This is a genomic window from Stenotrophomonas sp. SBJS02 (assembly GCF_020428325.2).
GTDB lineage: Bacteria > Pseudomonadota > Gammaproteobacteria > Xanthomonadales > Xanthomonadaceae > Stenotrophomonas > Stenotrophomonas africana.
On the sequence record NZ_CP109812.1, the window covers coordinates 4,509,328 to 4,527,036 of the forward strand.

Here is a 17,709-nt window from a genome sequence, read left to right on the forward strand (position 1 = left end):
CCCTACAATTCCGGCATTCCGCCTGTCCGAGAGTCCTCATGCATCGCCTCCTGCTCCTGATCGGCCTGCTGCTGCCCGCCCTGTGGCCGGCCGTGGCGTTGGCCGTCGATGTCCACGAAGGCGACCTGCTGTTCGTCACTGCCGGCCGCAGCGGCCTGAGCGCGGCCATCGACGATGCCACCGGCACGCAGGGCGCACCCAGCTTCGATCACGTCGCCCTGGTCGCCTCGGCGCCGAAGGGCTGGGAGGTGCTGCACGCGGACGAGAAGGGATCGCGCCGGCAGTCGCTGGCCGAGTTCCAGCAGGACGCCCAAGCCAAGCAGCGGCAGGTCGTGGTCTATCGCCTGCGCGCGCCGCAGCAGGCGGCCATCAAGGATGCGGTCGCCACCGCGCGCACGATGCTGGGCAAGCCGTACAACACGTCGTATGTGTTGAACGAGAACAGCTACTACTGCTCGGACTTCATCGAGCGCGCCTTCCGCCGGCATCACGTGTTCGCACTGCAGCCGATGAACTTCCGCAACCCGCAGACTGGAGAGATCGCCCAGCACTGGGTGGATCTGTATCGCGGCATGGGCATGGACGTGCCGCAGGACCAGCCCGGCACCAATCCGAACGACATGTCGGCGGCGGCAGTGCTGCAGCGTATCGGCGTGCTGGAATAAGCAAAGCCCCGCACGGGGCGGGGCTCTGCGTATTACAGGAGGTGGGTACCGACGTCACTCTTCCTCGTCCTGCCCACCCTGCTGCTGGTTCTGGTTGCGCTTCTGCTGTTCCTGCTGCTGTTGCTGCTGCTGGTCGCGGCCACGGCCCTGCTGCTGATCCTGCTGGTTCTGCTGGCCCTGCTGCTTCTGGTTCGGGTTCTGGTTCTGCTGTGCCATGTCCGATCTCCAAAGCCACTCGCGGAATGCGGTGGACGTGGCCATCGTCTGCAGCGAATGGTTAATCACGCGTGGGTGGATGGCTACATCTGTGTGTACGCTTGTGAATGAACGCGCAGAATCCTTTGTGGCACAAGCGGCTGAAGGATTCATGCAGGTTCGGCATGTGCTCATGCCATCGCCAGCGTGCACGCATTCATGGCGTTCGCAGCCGGAAACACGCGCTGAACAAGGTTGGCTTCCCGGCTCACGCGGGGACGCCAACGCTTCATTCAGGGCATCACCGGCGGCACGTACGCCAGGGTCATCCCCAGCAGCCACAACAGACCCAGCACCAGCGGAATGTGCACCAGCAGCTGGATGAAGGTGAAGCCGACGATGTCGCGTGCCTTCAGCCCCAGCACGCCCAGCAGCGGCAGCATCCAGAACGGATTGATCAGGTTCGGCAGCGCTTCGGCGGCGTTGTAGACCTGCACCGCCCAGCCAAGGTGCGCCTTCAGTTCGTTGGCGGCCTGCATCACGTACGGCGCCTCGATGATCCACTTGCCACCACCGGAGGGCACGAAGAAGCCCAGCACGGCCGAATAGACACCCATCACCAGCGCGAAGGTATCGGTGCTGGCCACGTGCACGAACAGGCTCGACAGCCGGTGCGCCAGCGTCTGCCCATCGCCGCCAGCGGCGTGGGTGAGGATCATCGCGATGCCGCCGTACAGCGGGAACTGGATCAGCACGCCGGTGGTGCTGGGCACCGCCTTGGCCACCGCGTTGAGGAAACTGCGCGGGCGCCAGTGCAGCAGCAGGCCCAGCGAAATGAACAGGAAGTTGTAGGTGTTGAGGTTGGCGATGGCGGTGACCACCGGCTTGTTGGCGAACTCGTTGAACAGCCAGCCGAACGCCAGCAGCGAGAGCAGCACGGTCAGCAGCGGGCTGTATTCCAGCCATTCGCCCGGGCGCGTGCGGCGCTGCAACGGTTCCGGCTCCGCCTGCGCGGCGCCGGGGAACTCCTCGGCAGTTCGCGCACTGCCGGCCGCAGGCGCGGTCAGCCAGGCGATCAGCAGCGAGACCAGGATCAGCACCGCGGTCAGCGCGATCGACTGCCACAGGAAGATGGTTTCGGTGAACGGCAGAACGCCGGTAATCTCCACCAGGCCCGGCGGCATGCTGGCCGGGTTGGCCTGCAGCTGTGCGGCCGACGAACTCAGCCCCATCGCCCACACCGCACCCAGACCGAGGTAGGCCGAGGCGCCGGCCGCGCGGTAGTCCATGTGCAGTTCGGTACGGCGGGCCAACGCGCGGACCAGCAGGCCGCCGAACACCAGTGAGAAACCCCAGCTGAGCAGCGAGGCGAGCATGCTGACCAGGCCCACGTACACCACCGCGCCGCGACCGGTGCGCGGCACACGGGCGAGGAAATCGATGAAGCGTGCGACCACCGGCGCCGTCGCCACAGCGTAGCCACCGATAACCACGAAGGCCATCTGCATGGTGAAGGGAATCAGGCTCCAGAAGCCGTCGCCGAAGGCGCTGGCGGTGGCCTGCGGGGTCGAGCCGAAGCCCATCGCGGCCAGCGCGACGATGACCACGCCCAGTACCGCGAATACATATGCATCGGGGAACCATTTTTCCGCCCAGGCAGCCGAGCGCAGCGCTGCACGCGCCATCCAGCCGTCCTGTACTGCTGCCGTCGAGGCCATCATTCACCCTCCCAGGTTCGATGGATCGATTCTGGGCGGTGGGGTGCGGGCTGTCAGCCACCTATTGGTCGTAGGTGGTGGGATACCCGGCGCTGTGCGGCCGACGCCCGAGCATGGGCTCGGGCGCTACGGATATCCGGTTTCGGGGTTGCCCCCTGTAGAGCCGAGCCCACGCTCGGCTGCGCTTCTCAGCGCAGCGCCAGATCCACGGCGATGCCGGCAAACAGCGCGGCACCCACCCAGTTGTTGTGCAGGAACGCCTTGAAACACGGGCCGCGTTCGCGGTTGCGGCAGATCCAGAACTCGTACACCACCAGCACCGTGGCCACCGCCACGCCCGCCAGGTAGTAGCCGCCCAGCCCCCCGCGCACGCCAACGAGCGCCATGGTGGCCAGGAACAGCGCGTACAGCACGCCCTGGATGACCAGGTCGAGATCGCCGAACAGGATCGCGGTGGAATGCGAGCCCATCTTCAGATCGTCCTCGCGGTCGACCATGGCGTACCAGGTGTCGTAGGCGGTGGACCACAGGATGTTGCCGGCATACAGCAGCCAACCCAGCATCGGCACCTCGCCCTGCACGGCGGCGAACGCCATCGGGATGCCCCAGCCGAACGACATGCCCAGGTAGACCTGTGGCAGATGGGTGTAGCGCTTCAGGTACGGGTAGCTGGCGGCCAGGAACACGCCGATGAAACTCAGGCCGATGGTCAGCCCGTTCAGGGTCAGCACCAGGCCGAACGCCACCAGCATCAGCAGCGCGAACAGAGCGAGCGCGGCGCGGCCACTGATTGCGCCGGTCGCAAGCGGGCGGGACTTGGTGCGCTCCACGTGCGGGTCGAGCCAGCGATCGGCGTAGTCGTTGATGACGCAACCGGCCGAGCGGGTCAGCCACACGCCTGCGGTGAACACGAACAGCGTCCACAGCGGCGGCAGGCCGCCTGCGGCCAGCCACAACGCCCACCAGGTGGGCCACAGCAGCAGCAGCGTGCCGATCGGGCGATCAGCGCGCATCAGACTCCAGTAATGCCGCCAACGCGGCGTCGCCGGCGACTGCGGCGAAATGAGGGGGGTATCAGCCATGGCGATAGGATACTCCTGCGCCTCCGGCAGGGCTTTGCCCGTGGGGGGAGATTTGTTCGGCGAAACTGGATAGAATGCCCGTCCCGCACCGCCTCATGGCGCTGCGATGCCCGCCCCGGCACTGGCCGACGGCGCGGCGGTTCTACAACGCGCCCGTAGCTCAGCCGGATAGAGTAGTGGCTTCCGAAGCCATTGGTCGGGGGTTCGAATCCCTCCGGGCGCGCCATCTTCTTGTCGGTTTCGGCCTGCCAATCACCGGGCAGATTCGCCCGTGCGTGTCCCCGTTCTCAGCTTATGAGTCCCGCAGGGCGCAGAATGTGGCTCTGTACTCCAGCTCCATTCGGATTGAGTAGACTCCCTGCCATGGGTATCGCCTTGCCAGCACAGGACAGCCTCGGCGTCGGTCTCTATTCCTACGCCGATGCCGCGCGCTTCATTGGCGGTAGCTCGTCGGAATTGCGCCGTTGGCTGAAGGGCTACCAGGGCCGGAAGCATGGGCATCCGGAAGCCCACCCTCCCCTCTGGAAGTCGCAATGGGCCGATTCAGAGATCGACGGCATTGGCTTTCGCGATCTGATCGAGCTCCGCTTCGTCCGCACATTCGTCGCATGTGGCGTGCCACTCAACCTGGTGCGGCGAACCATTGCCGAGCTGAACGAGCGGCTCGGCAAGGAATATCCCTTCACAAGCACCAGCTTCAAGACCGATGGGCGCCGCATTTTCATGGAGCTCGTGGGCGACAGCGGCGATGCTGCACTGGTGGATGTGGTGAAGCGCCAGGACGTGATGCGCAAGGTCATCGCACCTTCACTGCGTGACGGCATCGAACTGGGCATCGATGATCGTGCCGAACGATGGTTCCCACTGAGGGGCTCCCGCGCGGTGGTATTTGATCCACAGCGCAGTTTTGGTCAGCCCATCCTTTACGAATCGGGCGTTCCTACCATCGCCATTGTCGAGGCGCTGCGTGCCGAAGGTGGCGACGAGCGTCGCGTGGCCAGGCTATATGACCTGCCTCTGACTGCGGTGAAGAAGGCACTGCAGTTCGAGAATCGAGCCGCGCCTTGAAGGCACAGATCGATGAGAATCTTCCGCCCGCGCTGGCCCGGGCCATCGACGCCATTGCAGGAACGGACGAACACGAAGTCTTCCACGTAAGGGAGTTCGTGAAGCCCGGCACTACTGACTTGGAGCTCTTCGACGTGGCCACCCAGCGTGGCATCCGCGTACACGTTACCCAGGATCATCATCATCGCAAGCCCGCAGAGCGCGAGGCGATCGCACGCCTCGGCCTGACCGTATTCGTTCTGGCCAAGGGCTGGAGCACGTTCAACCACTACGACCGCGCAGCGCGGCTTCTGGAGTGGTGGCCCAAGATGATGCAGCAGGCCGAACTCGTGCAACCTGGTGCAATGTTCCGCGTACCGCATGCCAGGGCGTCCGGGGGACGGCTGACGCAGATCAAGGTGTCGCGGTAACCGCGTCGCGCGTCAACCCTCATCATGCGTGAAACCATGCTGTGCACGCAGCATCGGGTCGGTCGATCATGAACATATGGAACAGGTGTTTGTGGTCCCGCGACCAGCTCCCCTGCAACAGGCGCCACGACGCCACGACGCCACATCCACGCGCGGCAGCTTCCGTTCCAAGTAGTAGACACGGCCGCCATCGCCCGAGAAGCGTCCGCCCAGCAACCGCCAGCGCGCGTGATCCACGCCGGGCAGAGGCTTCCCGTCGCAGTAGACGCTGCTGTCGTCAACGGCGTACAGGGGGTCCTGTGGCATCCCTTGCAGCAGCTCGCCACGCTGGCAGTGCTTCATCCGCCGGCCGCAGTACCAGCCGCCATGGTCGTCGGCCCCGTAGCCGCCGCCGAGATCGCGAAACGTCGTGCAATCTGCCTCGGCCATCGCCCTCAGCGAGGTCTCGTGCTCGAAGTAGACGGCGTGGTTGTCCAGCCAGTACGCGCCACATTGACGAAAGCTGTCCTGGTCGATGGAGGTCTGCCGGGTCCAAGCATGATAGACCGCGTGCGCATCGCGACCGATGAAGTAGTGCGCCGGAATGAACTCGAAGCTCGCTGCGTCGGCCTTGCGCAGCAACCGACCCTGGTGGAAGACCTGGCCTTCTTGGATTCGCCAGAATTCGATGCCGTAGGGGCCGACGAATCGCTGGTCAGGAAGTTCGCTGACCTTCTGCCATGGCATGTTATGGGGCTCCACCAACGGTGGGGCCGCTAGTTTAATGCGACCGGCGGGAAAGACAGCCGAGCGTGGGCTCGGCTCTACGGGTGCCAACGCACCGATGCAGACAGCAACGCCGGGCATGGCCCGGCGTTGCATTCAAACCAGTCGAGCATGGCTTGACTCTACAAAAGGCAGATCAGTACCTGCCGTCGAACGCAAAGATCGGCTTGCGCTGCTTCCACGCACCAGCAGTAAAGTCCGGGAACTCCAGCGTCTGGAAACCGTTGGCGATCGACTGCTCGCTCAGCGGCGTGATCGCACTCCAGGTCACCGCGTCGTAGATGTCGATCGGCATCGGTGCCTTGGCCTTCAGCGCTTCAACAAATGCATGGATGACGAACCAGTCCATGCCGCCGTGGCCGGCGCTGGCGGCGGTGTCGGCATTCTGCTTCCACAGCGGGTGCTCGTACTCGTCCTGGTACTTCTTGAACTCCTCCCACTGGTGCGGCGGGCTGCGGCCTTCGATGTGGATCGAATGGTTCACATCCATCCACAGGCCCTTGGTGCCCTGCACGCGGAAGCCCATCGAGTACGGGCGCGGCAGCGAAGTGTCGTGCTGCAGCAGGATGGTCTCGCCGTTCTCGCAGGCCAGCGTGGTGGTGACGATGTCGCCCAGCTTGAACTTGACCTTGGTGCTGGGGTGGGTGGTGCCGCCACTCTTGGCCACGGTGTACTCGTGCAGGCCGCGGGCCTTGGTCGCGAATGCATTGATGTGGGTGAAGCGGTTGCCACGATTGATGCCGGTGTACATCGCGCAAGGGCCAATGCCGTGGCTGGGGTACAGTTCGCCATTGCGCTGCACCGAATGCTCGGTGCGCCAGCGTGCTTCGCTCCAGCCCTTGGGCCCGAACTCCACGCCGCTGTCGTAGGGCTGGTTGGGGTCGCCGGAATTGAACTTCACGCCGCGCAGGTCGTGCTGGTAGCCGGCCTGCAGGTGCACCAGCTCGCCGAACAGGCCTTGGCGCACCATCTGCAGCGCGGCCATCACGTCGCGGCGGTAACAGACGTTCTCCAGCAGCATGTACGGGGTGCCCGTGCTCAGCTGGGCCTTCAGCACGTCCCAGTGGTCCTGCAGGGTGATGCCAGCCACCACTTCGCAGCCTACGGCCACGCCGGCCTGCATCGCCGCAATCGCCATCGGCGCGTGGTACTCCCACGGCGTGGCGATGATCACGCCATCAATGCCCTTCTGTTCCAGCAGGCGTTTCCAGGCGTTGGTGTCACGGTCCTGGCCGTAGGTCTTCGGTGCCGGCTTGCCGGCCTTGGCCACCATGTCCATGGCACGGCCGAGCATGATCGGTTCGATGTCGCACAGCGCGACCACCTCGACATCGTCGCGACGTACCAGCTCCTTCAGCAGCACCAGGCCGCGCATGCCAGTGCCGATCATGGCCAGACGCACCTTGCGCCCGCGTGCCCAGGCCGGGGTCTGCGGCAACAGGCTGCTGGCGGCGACAGCGGCACTGGCCGCGATGAATTCCCTACGCTTCATGGCAAACATCTCTCCTCTTGGCAGCGAGCCGGCCGTAGCCGGCCCGCCGGGTCACGCAAACGGAATTACTTGAAACGGTAGCCGATGGTCACACTGTAACCACGGCCGAAGATGGTTGCGTAGTCACTGGAGTCACCCAGGAAGCTGTTCGGATCGTAGAACGGCAGGCGGTTGAACAGGTTCTTGACGGTGAAGCTCAGGTTCCACGCATCATCCGGGCGCCAGGTGACGCTCATGTTGGCGGTCCACCACGACGGCGCGCCATCGCACTTGCTCTTCTGCAGGGCCAGGTAGCCGCCGGTGCAGGTTTCCTTGTTGTTGCTCTCTTCGTCGATCTGGTCGGTTGCCCACTTGGTGCCACCGACATAATTGACGAACATGCTGGTGGTGACCTGCTTGTAGGTCCAGTCGGCATTGAGCGTGGCACGCAGGCGCGGGTTGTTGTAGTAGCCCACCACGTCGCCGTAGTACCAGCCATTCTCCGCATCCATGTAGAAACGGTTGCGGTTGGCGATGGTGGCGGCCAGGCCGATGTTCAGGTTGCCCCAGTCGCCCAGCGAGAAGCGGCTGCGCGCATCGATGTCGAAGCCGTCGATCAGGGTCTTGCCACGGTTCTTGTACTGGCCGACCACGCTGGCCACGTTGCCGGCGGAGTAGCCCGGCAGCACCGACGGGCAGCTCACGCCGCTGGCCGGATCGGCGCACATTGCCGCCAGCTGTGCCAGGTTCGCACGGTCACTGTCGGTAATCGGCGAACGCGACGAGGAGATGATGTCTTCCATGCGGCGGTAGTCCGGCGCGACGATTTCATTGTCGCGGTAGATGAACCAGTAGTCGGCCGACACCGACAGCCAGGTTGCCGGCTCGTAGACGAAGCCGAGGGTGGCGATCTTGGCCTTTTCCGGCTTCAGGTCCTTGTTCGGCTGGGTCATGCGGGCCACGGTGCGGCTGCAATCCACGTTCAGCAGGGTCTTGCCCAGATCGACATCGCCCGGCCGCTGCGACTTCAGCAGCAGGTTGGCGATGGCATTGGTCTCGCCGCAGCGCAGTTCGTCACGGAAGCCACCGAGCTGCGCGAACACGCCGCCGTTGCCGGACTCGGCCAGGCTCGGAGCACGGAAGCCGGTGGAATAGGTACCGCGCAGCATCAGCTGGTCGAGCGCCTGGTACTTGAAGCCGATCTTCGGCGCGACGTTGGCACTGAAGTTCGGGTACTTGTCCACGCGCACTGCGGCATCCAGCTCCAGCTTGTCGGTGATCGGCGCCACGGTCTCGGCGAACAGCGCGTAGGTGTTGCGCTTGCCGTCGAACCAGGAACCACCCTGCTGGGTGATCAGGCCGTTGGCTGCATCGGCGTTGCCCGGGGTGTAGAAGGTTTCGCGGCTGGCGTTGAAGCCGAACGCGGCGCGCATCTCGCCGGCCGGCAGCTGGAACAGCGGGCCTTCGATCTTGCCATCCAGGGTATGCAGGCGGGTCCACGACTGGATGTCGAAGGTTGGGAACGCTTCACGGATCAGCGCGGCGTTGGCTTCGCTGATCTCGCCGAACTTGTACGCCGGATGATCGGAGATGATCACGCGGCCGGTGGTCGGATCGACCGAGTACGGTCCGAACGCCTTCTCGAAGCCCTTGATGTTGACGTTGATCGTCTGGTACGTGGTGGAGTGGGTGCCGGCACTGGCGAAGGCAGTCTCCCAGTTCCAGTCACCCCGGTTGCCACGCGCACCGGCCAGCACGCGGTAGCTCTTGTCGGTGTTGCGCCGGCCGAAATAGTTCGGGCCGGCATCCTGCAGCAGGTAGTTCAGGCCGACCACACCGCCCATCATCGCCTTCATCTGCGGGCTGGCGTGGTTGTACTCGTTGTTCGGGCCCAGGAACGGGTACAGGAACTGGTTGACGGTGTTGCCGGTGTTGCGCGAGAACCAGCTGGTCGGGTTGCCGGTAGTGGTGCCGTAGGTGCGCGGCGTGCCGCCGTTGGCGCGCAGGTCGATGTCGGTGTAGGTCGCCTCGGCGAAGATCTCGGTGCTGTCGCCCACCAGGAACGTGCCGTTGAGGTAGGCAGTGTTGCGCTCGGACTTGGCGCCGGCATCGATCTCGTTGTTCATCCAGGTTTCCCAGACGCAACGCGGACCAGCCGCTTCACTGGTCAGCACGTTCTTGCAGCCCGGCGCAGCTTCCTGCACGCGGCGGCCGGTGACCGGATCGAACGCGAAGTAGCTGCCCGGGTTGAACTCGCCCGGCTTGCTGCCCACGCCCAGGCGCAGGTTGTTGAGATAATTCGGGTTGTTGACGTAGTACTGGTCGGGCCGCTTGTCGTAGAAATCGCTCAGCGGGATCGCGTCGCGGCGGTACATGTTCACCGCGCCGTAGATGTTGAAACGGTTCTCGGCCAGGTCACCGAAGCCGGCGGTGATGCTGGCCTGGCGCTCGCCGTAGGAGTCGATGCGCGAGGAGGTGTCGTTGGTGAAGCTGATCTCGGCGCCCTGGAAGTTGCGCTTGGTGATCACGTTGATCACGCCGGCCACCGCGTCGGTGCCATACACCGCCGAAGCGCCGTCGGTCAGCACTTCCATGCGCTCGATGGCCGCGGCCGGGATCGCATCGATGTTGACGAACTGGGTCTGGAAGCCGGCCGGTGCACCGTAGTAAGACAGGCGACGACCGTTCAGCAGCACCAGCGTGCCCTGGGCACCGAGGCCACGCAGGTTGGCCTGCGAGGCACCATCGGAGCCGGTGAACAGCGAACGCGCGTCCTGCTGCGCCGGGCGCGCGGCCGGCAGGTTGTCCAGCACCTGCAGCAGCGTGCGTGCACCCATGTTCTGGATGTCCTGCTTGCTGATCACCTGCACCGGCGAGGCGGTTTCAACGTCGGTGCGGCGGATGTTGGAGCCGGTGACCTCGATGCGGGCCAGGTCGGTGGCCTTGTCCTTGCTCTCCTGGGCGAAGGCAGGAACGGCGACCGACAGCAGCACGCCGGCGATGGCCAGCGACAGCGGAGCGATCGAACGACAGGGGGGGGCGGTGGTGGCGTGCGGGCAACATCGGGGTTCTCTCCTGGCAGGGGTGCGGCGCAAAAAGTGAGCGCGTGGGCGTTCGGCGGGCAAAACGCTCCCGGGCCACGGCCATGAGGGCCGTAGTCGGAATGGGCGGGGGGAGGAGCGGTGTTACGAGGGAGTCATGGGGCGACGATGCTGGCGGAGTCGCCCTCCTGGCCGATCAGCACGGCATTGGCCCAGTTGGCGCAGACCTGGGCGGGTTGGCTGCCCTGCGCACCCAGCGTGCGCAGGCTCAGGGTGGAAAGGCCACGGATGTCCAGCTCCGGCTTGACCACGCCGGGCGCCTTCACCAGGCCGCTGTCGTACAGCAGGCGGTTGTCACCCCAGACCTGGAACTGCAGGCCACCGGCGCTGCGGCAGGCGTCGTCGATGCCGAGGTCGGCGCGCAGCAGATGCCAGCCACCCTGCAGGCGCAGGTCGATGCGGCTGTTGGCGCCGACGCCCAGGCCACGACGGAACTGCAGGCCGTTCATGCGCATGCCGGCGTCGCCACGGAAGGACTGGTCGGTGCGCACCTGGCTGGCCAGCGCGGCCGGCACCGGCAGCTCGGAGAGATAGCGCTGCCGGGCCGGTCGCTCCGGTTCCTGGTGTTCGAGAATGTGGAAGGTGGACAGTGCGATCGGGCCGACATCGCGCGGCTGCAATGCATCGAACGCGCGGGCGCTGCCCTGTGCGGCGGTGACCATCGGGTCGGCGCTGCTGGCGCCGTCGCCTTCGGGGTTCTGCACGCTCAGCACGCGGAAACGCAGCAGGCGGCCGGCGTGGGCCGGGAAGTCGATGCGCTGCATGCCTTCCTTCAGCTGCAGGCGGCCGCGGGCGATCGGCTCGCCCCACTCGCCATTGCTGTCGCCGAGGTAGACCTCGTAGTCGCGTACCTGGCCGTGCTTCCAGTTCTTGTCGTTGCGCGGGGCAAGCTCGATGCCGTCGATCATCCTGCGCTCACCGAAGCCGATCACCCACTCATGCGCACCGGTGCGCACGGCCTGGTTGCGCACGCTGCGGAACCAGGTGCCCGGATCATCATCGAAGGCATTTTCCAGCGCATGGCCGGGTTCTTCGGCCGGGCGGTTGACCACCAGCAGGCTGTCGGCCGGCAGTTCGCGGCCCAGCACCGGCGCGGCCGGATAGGCATCGTCGGCCACGGCAGCAGCGACTGCGAAGTCCAGCTGCAGCTGCAGCGGCTGGCGGATGTCCTGTGTGGCGGTGCGCACATGCAGCGTGCCGCGGCGCTCCTGGGCATCGAAGTACCAACCTTCGTTGGCGCTGTTGAAGGCGGCGGCATCGGCCAGCGCCGGCAGCGCGCGACCACCGGCCTGCACCGCGCGTGGCGCCTGGCGGCTGAGCACGCGCAGGCCATAGCGACGCTGCGCCAGCTGGCCGTTGTACTGGCCCTGCACGGCATCAATCTGCACCTGCACCGGGCCACTGCGCTGCGCTGGTGCCTGCACGCGGATTACCTGCGTGCTCGACTCGCCCTGCTGGTAGCGGCGGGTGTTGCCATCGTCTTCATACAGCGTGTACTGCGAATCACCCTGCGGGTACAGGTCGAATGTCACTTCATCCAGCGGCTTTTCGCCATCGAACAGCATCGACGGGTACATCGGCAGGATCGCACCGGCGCGCACGAACACCGGCAGCGTGGCCAGGTCCACCTGGCGGTCGAGCTGGCGGCCATCGGCGCCGGCCTGCACGCGGCGGCCGTCCCAGTAGTCGATCCACCCACCGGCCGGCAGGTGGATGTCGCGGCGCCAGCCACGGCTGGCCGCCTGGCTGCGGTACACCGGCGCCACCAGCAGGTCGCGGCCGAGCAGGAACTGGTACTTGTAGGTTTCATCCTGCGCATGCGGATCGCGCGGGTTGTCCCACATCAGGCCGCGCACCGGCGGTGCACCGGTCTGCGCGGCCTCGTGCACCAGCCCGTACATGTACGGGGTCAGGCGCATCTTCAACTTCAGGTAATCGCGGTTGATGCTGCGATAGGGCTCGTCGTACCACCACGGGTGCTTGCGCGCGTTCGACGACCAGCCGCTCATGCCCATCAGCACCGGCGTGAACGCCTTCCACTGCAGGTCGCGGGTGAAGGTTTCGGCGCTGCCACCGAAGATCGCATCGACGTCGCCGCTGGCGTAGGCCATGCCGGACAAGCCCGAACCGACGAGGGTCGGCACGTGCCAGCGGATGTAATCCCAGCTGCTGCTCTGGTCGCCGGTCCATGCCACCGCATAGCGCTGGATGCCGGCCCAGCCCATCACCGTCCACAGGAACGGGCGCGAATCGGAATTGTCGAGGATGCCGTTGAAGGCCTGGCGGTTGGCGTCCATCGCGAACTGATAGCCCTTGCCGGTCCAGGCCACGTCCAGCTTCTGCACGCGGCTGCCGGCCTTGCCCACTTCCCAGGCGATCTTGTCGACGCCGTTCTCGGTCCACAGGCCGGTGCGGAAACCATACCCGGCCAGGCCCTTCACCGTTTCCGGCAACTGCTTGTAGCCGCAACCGTAACCATCATTGGGCAGGATCCAGCCACCGGGCATGTCGTTGGCGCGGTACTGCTTGGCCACGCTGTCGATCACATCCGGCGTAGTGCCGGTAGGGCCATCACTCCAGCCCTCGGGGACGGTGCCGGGCTTCTTGCTGTTGTCGCCATCGTTGTAGCAATCGGCATCGCCGTAGGACAGCGCCCAGCGCGCGACCATGTTCGGGCGGCCGGTCAGCTGGGTGTAGCGCTCGATCAGCTTTGGCAGGTCGGCGCCGACGAAGTAGTACGCATCGAAGCGGTCTTCACGGTGCAGCAGCGTGGCCTGGTCAGCCTCGCGCAGATCGTAGCTGCCGTCGCTCCACGTGTTGCGCAGCATGCCCCAGCCGCGGCTGCTCAGCAGCATCGGTGCAGGGCTGGGGCGGTCACCCTCTTCCCAGCCGCCGGAGTAGGACACCTCCAGCTCGCGACCCTTGAACTGGTAGCGACCGTTCTGCTGGCCGCCGCCGAAGTAGCCCTCATCGGCCTGCGAGGACAGCACCTGCACGCTCTGCGTGGCATCCAGGTCCAGCGGTTGCAGTTCCTGCCACAGCGCGGTGGTCTGGCCGTTGTCCAGGCGTTCCAGGCGCATGCGCAGTGGCTGCCGCTGTACATGCAGCACCAGGGCATCGGTGCGCACGCGGATTTCCTGCGCGTCTTCTTCCAGCTGCGCCTGCACGTTGGCCTTGGGCTGCGGCAGCACGATCGGTGCGGCCTTGTCGCCGGCACCGGTCAGCGTGCCGTTGCGGCCGGCCTGCACGCGGATGATGTCGGTGGCCGGCAGTTCGATGCGGATGCGTGCGCCCTTGTCGGTCTGCAGGTCCCAGCCCTGCACGCCATCATGGCTGGCGCTGGCGCTGAGCGTACGCAGGTTGCCGACCGACTCGGCCCGGGCCGGCATGGACGCCAGCATCAATGCCGGCAACAGGGCCAGCATCAGCGGCGAGCGACGAACGCAGATTTCCACACGGACTCCCAACCCGTTCACCGGGCGTTTCGAAAGCGGTTGGGCCGACTCTAGGGCAGCGATTCGAAAGATGTCAACAAATTGAAAGGAAAAAGGAAGATATATTCCATTGAAACGAAAGTTGTTGCGTTGCAATACTTTGTGTAAGCGCTTGCAGACGCCTGTTAAGCATTGTGCGATACGGCATTCGGCCCGATCTTTCGTTTCCCCGGGCACTCGGCAGCGGGAAAAGCCATCGCTCCATTTTCTTTCTTTTTACTTTCGCTATTTGACATTTCGAAAGAAAACACAGATGGTGCGCTGGCCCAACTGGAACCTCCGAATGGACGTCACCCTGCTTTCCGATGTGTCCGCCTGGCAGCGCCTTGGCGGAGCCGATACCGCTACCGAAATCGCCCAGCAGCCGACGCTGTGGGAAGCCCTCGCACAGGACCTGTCGCGTGCCCGCGACCGCCTGCAGGCCTTCCTCGGCGACAGCCTCAACGACCCCAACCAGCGCGTGCTGTTCACCGGCGCCGGCAGCTCAGGCTTCATCGCCGAAATGGTGGCCGATGCAATCAACGCGCAATGGCCGGCCGATGTGCGCGTGGTGCACACCACCAGCCTGCTGACCCACCCGGCGCTGTACCTGCAGCGCGACCGGCCGACCCTGCTGGTCTCGTTCGGCCGCAGCGGCTCCAGCCCGGAAAGCGTGGCGGCGGTGGACCGCGTGCGCAGCGACGTGGATGACGCGCGCTTCCTCGACATCACCTGCAATGCAGATGGCGAACTGGCCCGTCGTGGCGCCGGCCGTGCCGATACCTGCACCCTGCTGATGCCGTCGGCCAGCTGCGACCGCGCCTTCGCCATGACCAGCAGCCTGACCTGCATGCTGCTGGCCGCACTGACCGTGTTCGATCGTTCGCCGTGGGATGCGCGTATCGCGCGTCTGAAACAGATTGCCGCGCTGGCCCGCGAAGGCCAGGCACAGTGGGATGCACCGGTGGCGGCGCTGGCGCAGCGCCCGTTCAACCGCATCATCTACCTCGGCAGCGGCCCGCTGGAAGCGCTGGCACGCGAGTGCGCGCTGAAGGTGCTGGAGCTGACCGCCGGCCGGGTGCTGGCGCTGGCCAATACCCCGCTGGGCTTCCGTCATGGCCCGAAATCGACGCTGGATGGCAACACCCTGGTGGTGGTGCTGCGCAGCGTGCAGCCACTCGCGCGCCGCTACGAACAGGACCTGCTGGAAGAACTGCGCCGCGACGGCGTGGCCGGCCAGGTGCTGGCGATCGGTCCGCATTCGGACATCGGTGCCGATGACGAATACACCCTCACCGTGCCGGCACTGGACGATCCGTGGCTGGCGCCGGTCTGGCTGGGCTTCGCACAGCTGTTCGCGCTGCAGCGCTCGGCCGCGCTGGGCCTGACCCCGGACAACCCGTTCCCGGACGGCACCGTCAACCGCGTCGTCAAGGGCGTCACCATCCACCATGGCTGAGCTGATCGCGCACGCCTGCTACGGCATCGACATCGGCGGCACCAAGATCGAGCTGGTGGCGTGCGATGCGGCGATGCAGGTCACCTGGCGCCGCCGCGTGGCCACCCCACAGGGTGACTACGACGGCTTCCTGCAGGCGGTGGTGGCGCTGGTGGCCGAGGCGGACGCTGCACTTGGCCGCAGCGATGCGGCCATCGGCATTGCCCTGCCCGGCGTGCGTGACCGCCGCAGCGGCCGCCAGCTCAGCGCGAACGTGCCTGCACTGACCGGCCAATGCGTGGCGCAGGATCTGCAGGCACGCCTGCAACGCCCGCTGCACTTCGGCAACGATCTGCAGTGCTTTGCCCTGTCGGAAGCCCATGGCGGTGCCGCCGACGGCTACCCCAGCATGTTCGGCGCCATCCTCGGCACCGGTGCCGGCGGTGGTTTCTGCCTGCAGGGCCGGCTGCTGTCCGGCTTCAACGGTCTGGCCGGCGAATGGGGACACTGGAGCGTGCCCGGCCATCTGCTGCAGCGCCACGGCCTGCCGCTGCTGGACTGCGGCTGCGGCCTGCAGGGCTGCGTGGAGCGCTATGTGTCCGGCAGCGGTGTGGCGATGATCGAACGTCATCTCGGTGGCAGCGCCACCGATGCCAGCGCGGTGATCGCCCTGGCCGAGGCCGGCGATGCGCGTGCGCGCAAGGCGCTGGACATCCATCGTGATCTGCTTGGCCACAGCCTGGCCGCGCTGGTGCTGGCCCTGGACCCGCATGTGATCGTGCTCGGCGGCGGCCTCTCACAGTATGCGCCGCTGTACCAGCAGCTGCCGGCAGCCATCGCCGCCCATCTGTTCAACGGCGTGCAGGTACCGCCGATCGTGCCGCCGCGCTTCGGCGATGCCGGTGGCGCACGTGGTGCCGCCCTGCTCGCCTGCCAACCCTCGTTTTCCTGATGTCCGGAGCCTGACCATGTCCCCGTTGCAGACCCTGCTTGCCTCCCACCGCGCCGGTGCCAACGTCGGCCTGTACAGCGTCTGCTGCAGCAACGAGCAGGTGCTGCGCGCGGCCATGCACGTGGCGCTGGCGCATGGCACCGTGCTGCTGATCGAAGCCACCTCCAACCAGGTCGACCAGTTCGGCGGCTACACCGGCATGACCCCGCCGCAGTACCGCGACTACGTCGGCACCCTGGCCGATGAGGAAGGCTTCCCGCGCGAGCGCTTGATCCTCGGCGGTGACCACCTTGGCCCGAACGCGTGGCAGAAGCGCCCGGCCGCCGAAGCGATGACCCATGCGCGCGTGCTGATCGAGGCCTACGTCGCCGCGGGTTTCCACAAGATCCACCTGGACTGCAGCATGTCCTGCGCCGATGACCCGGTGCCGCTGCCCGATGCCATCGTTGCTGCACGTTCGGCCGAGCTGGCCGAGATCGCCGAGCGCACCGCCGCCGAGCACGGCCTGCCGCCGCCGGTCTATGTCATCGGTACCGAAGTGCCGATTCCCGGTGGCGAAGCCTCGCTGGCCGGTGGCCTGCAGGTGACCACCCCGGCCGCCGCTGCGCAGACCCTGGCCATCCACCAGCAGGCGTTCGATACGCCGCAACTGCGCGATGCGTGGCAGCGCGTGATCGCGATGGTGGTGCAGCCAGGCGTGGACTTCGACCACAGCAGCGTGCACGAGTACGACGCCGCCGCCGCCAGCGCGCTGGCCGACTTCCTGGAACAGCAGCCGCGCATCGTGTTCGAAGCGCACTCCACCGACTACCAGCGCGAAAGCGGCCTGCACGCGCTGGTGCGCGACCACTTCGCCATCCTCAAGGTCGGCCCGGCGGCGACCTTCGCCTACCGCGAAGCGCTGTTCGCGCTGGCCGCGATCGAGGCTGAACTGTTGCCGGCCGCACTGTGCTCGCGCCTGCCGCAGGTGCTGGAAGAAGTGATGGTGGCGCAGCCGAAGTACTGGCAGTCCTACTACCAGGGCGATGACGCCGCGCTGCGCCTGCTGCGCAGCTATTCCTTCAGCGACCGCTGCCGCTACTACTGGGGCGAGCCGGCGCTGGTACAGGCGGTGCAGACCTTGTTCGCCAACCTGGAACAGCACGCGCCACCGCTGGTGCTGCTCAGCCAGTACCTGCCGGAGCAGTACCGCGCCGTGCGTGAGGGCACGCTGGCCAACACCCCCACCGCACTGGTGCAGCACCGCATCGGTCTGTGCCTGGGCGAGTACGCCCGTGCCTGCAGCGCCAACCAGGCCGGAACCCGCCCGCGGAACACAGGCTCGGCTGCCGGCGTTGCTGCGAACGGCTAATCTCTACCTTTTCCCGCGAA

Annotated in this window: 13 protein-coding genes and 1 tRNA gene; 7 read left to right on the plus strand and 7 right to left on the minus strand. The window is 66.2% G+C overall.

Annotated features, from left to right (window positions below; all coding sequences use genetic code 11):
• The first annotated feature begins 38 nt into the window (after positions 1–38).
• A complete protein-coding gene (locus tag FQS62_RS20825) occupies positions 39–665 on the plus strand; it encodes a YiiX/YebB-like N1pC/P60 family cysteine hydrolase (protein ID WP_099588992.1) in 627 nt (208 codons plus the stop codon).
• 54 nt (positions 666–719) lie between these two features.
• Here FQS62_RS20825 and FQS62_RS20830 read toward each other — a convergent pair whose 3' ends face one another.
• From FQS62_RS20830 to ubiA, 3 genes are all read right to left on the minus strand, one after another.
• Positions 720–881 (minus strand): hypothetical protein, encoded by a 162-nt coding sequence (locus FQS62_RS20830; RefSeq protein WP_164745118.1) that lies wholly within the window; start codon positions 879–881, stop codon positions 720–722.
• Between the two features lie 272 nt (positions 882–1,153).
• Complete coding sequence (locus tag FQS62_RS20835) at positions 1,154–2,578, minus strand: short-chain fatty acid transporter (protein ID WP_199120744.1); 1,425 nt, start codon at positions 2,576–2,578, stop codon at positions 1,154–1,156.
• Between the two features lie 188 nt (positions 2,579–2,766).
• The gene (ubiA, locus tag FQS62_RS20840; protein WP_099588990.1) at positions 2,767–3,660 is read right to left on the minus strand and encodes a 4-hydroxybenzoate octaprenyltransferase; all 894 of its coding nucleotides are present in this window, start codon (positions 3,658–3,660) and stop codon (positions 2,767–2,769) included.
• A 149-nt stretch (positions 3,661–3,809) separates the two neighbouring features.
• Here ubiA and FQS62_RS20845 point away from each other — a divergent pair.
• The 3 genes from FQS62_RS20845 (at position 3,810) to FQS62_RS20855 (ending at position 5,138) form a co-directional block, all read left to right on the plus strand.
• Positions 3,810–3,886, plus strand: a tRNA-Arg gene (locus FQS62_RS20845).
• 137 nt (positions 3,887–4,023) lie between these two features.
• Complete coding sequence (locus FQS62_RS20850; RefSeq protein ID WP_049444306.1) at positions 4,024–4,728, plus strand: hypothetical protein; 705 nt, start codon at positions 4,024–4,026, stop codon at positions 4,726–4,728.
• Complete coding sequence (locus tag FQS62_RS20855) at positions 4,725–5,138, plus strand: DUF5615 family PIN-like protein (protein WP_049444304.1); 414 nt, start codon at positions 4,725–4,727, stop codon at positions 5,136–5,138. The genes FQS62_RS20850 and FQS62_RS20855 overlap by 4 nt, the downstream gene beginning before the upstream one ends.
• 66 nt (positions 5,139–5,204) lie before the next feature.
• On the opposite strand, the gene FQS62_RS20860 is transcribed toward FQS62_RS20855, so the two are convergent.
• From FQS62_RS20860 to FQS62_RS20875, 4 genes are all read right to left on the minus strand, one after another.
• Positions 5,205–5,864: a DKNYY domain-containing protein gene (locus FQS62_RS20860; RefSeq protein ID WP_199120742.1), complete on the minus strand. Its 660-nt coding sequence runs from the start codon at positions 5,862–5,864 to the stop codon at positions 5,205–5,207.
• A 175-nt stretch (positions 5,865–6,039) separates the two neighbouring features.
• Entirely contained in the window at positions 6,040–7,395 is a 1,356-nt protein-coding gene (locus FQS62_RS20865; protein ID WP_208043204.1) for a Gfo/Idh/MocA family protein, read from the minus strand.
• A 65-nt stretch (positions 7,396–7,460) separates the two neighbouring features.
• Positions 7,461–10,469: a TonB-dependent receptor gene (locus tag FQS62_RS20870; protein ID WP_226053593.1), complete on the minus strand. Its 3,009-nt coding sequence runs from the start codon at positions 10,467–10,469 to the stop codon at positions 7,461–7,463.
• A gap of 101 nt (positions 10,470–10,570) precedes the next feature.
• Positions 10,571–13,930, minus strand: coding sequence for a TIM-barrel domain-containing protein (locus tag FQS62_RS20875; RefSeq protein ID WP_208043202.1), 3,360 nt, complete (start codon positions 13,928–13,930; stop codon positions 10,571–10,573).
• Between the two features lie 322 nt (positions 13,931–14,252).
• On the opposite strand from FQS62_RS20875, the gene FQS62_RS20880 reads away from it, so the two are divergent.
• From FQS62_RS20880 to FQS62_RS20890, 3 genes are read left to right on the plus strand one after another with little or no spacing between them, the layout of a single operon-like run.
• Positions 14,253–15,407 carry an SIS domain-containing protein gene (locus tag FQS62_RS20880; RefSeq protein ID WP_107380698.1) on the plus strand — a complete coding sequence of 385 codons (1,155 nt, stop codon included), beginning with the start codon at positions 14,253–14,255 and terminating at the stop codon, positions 15,405–15,407.
• A complete protein-coding gene (locus tag FQS62_RS20885; RefSeq protein WP_208043201.1) occupies positions 15,400–16,338 on the plus strand; it encodes an ROK family protein in 939 nt (312 codons plus the stop codon). Before FQS62_RS20880 ends, FQS62_RS20885 begins: the two co-directional genes overlap by 8 nt.
• Positions 16,339–16,354: 16 nt before the next feature.
• Positions 16,355–17,689, plus strand: coding sequence for a D-tagatose-bisphosphate aldolase, class II, non-catalytic subunit (locus FQS62_RS20890; RefSeq protein WP_208043200.1), 1,335 nt, complete (start codon positions 16,355–16,357; stop codon positions 17,687–17,689).
• Positions 17,690–17,709 lie beyond the last annotated feature (20 nt).

What these genes read in the sequence shown, in the direction of transcription:
- FQS62_RS20825 (WP_099588992.1), top strand. Translation starts at nt 39, where the DNA reads ATGCATCGCCTCCTGCTCCTGATCGGCCTGCTGCTGCCCGCCCTGTGG.
- FQS62_RS20850 (WP_049444306.1), top strand. Translation starts at nt 4,024, where the DNA reads ATGGGTATCGCCTTGCCAGCACAGGACAGCCTCGGCGTCGGTCTCTAT.
- ubiA (WP_099588990.1), bottom strand. Translation starts at nt 3,660, where the DNA reads ATGGCTGATACCCCCCTCATTTCGCCGCAGTCGCCGGCGACGCCGCGT.
- FQS62_RS20885 (WP_208043201.1), top strand. Translation starts at nt 15,400, where the DNA reads ATGGCTGAGCTGATCGCGCACGCCTGCTACGGCATCGACATCGGCGGC.
- FQS62_RS20835 (WP_199120744.1), bottom strand. Translation starts at nt 2,578, where the DNA reads ATGGCCTCGACGGCAGCAGTACAGGACGGCTGGATGGCGCGTGCAGCG.
- FQS62_RS20880 (WP_107380698.1), top strand. Translation starts at nt 14,253, where the DNA reads ATGGACGTCACCCTGCTTTCCGATGTGTCCGCCTGGCAGCGCCTTGGC.
- FQS62_RS20860 (WP_199120742.1), bottom strand. Translation starts at nt 5,864, where the DNA reads ATGCCATGGCAGAAGGTCAGCGAACTTCCTGACCAGCGATTCGTCGGC.
- FQS62_RS20830 (WP_164745118.1), bottom strand. Translation starts at nt 881, where the DNA reads ATGGCACAGCAGAACCAGAACCCGAACCAGAAGCAGCAGGGCCAGCAG.
- FQS62_RS20865 (WP_208043204.1), bottom strand. Translation starts at nt 7,395, where the DNA reads ATGAAGCGTAGGGAATTCATCGCGGCCAGTGCCGCTGTCGCCGCCAGC.
- FQS62_RS20890 (WP_208043200.1), top strand. Translation starts at nt 16,355, where the DNA reads ATGTCCCCGTTGCAGACCCTGCTTGCCTCCCACCGCGCCGGTGCCAAC.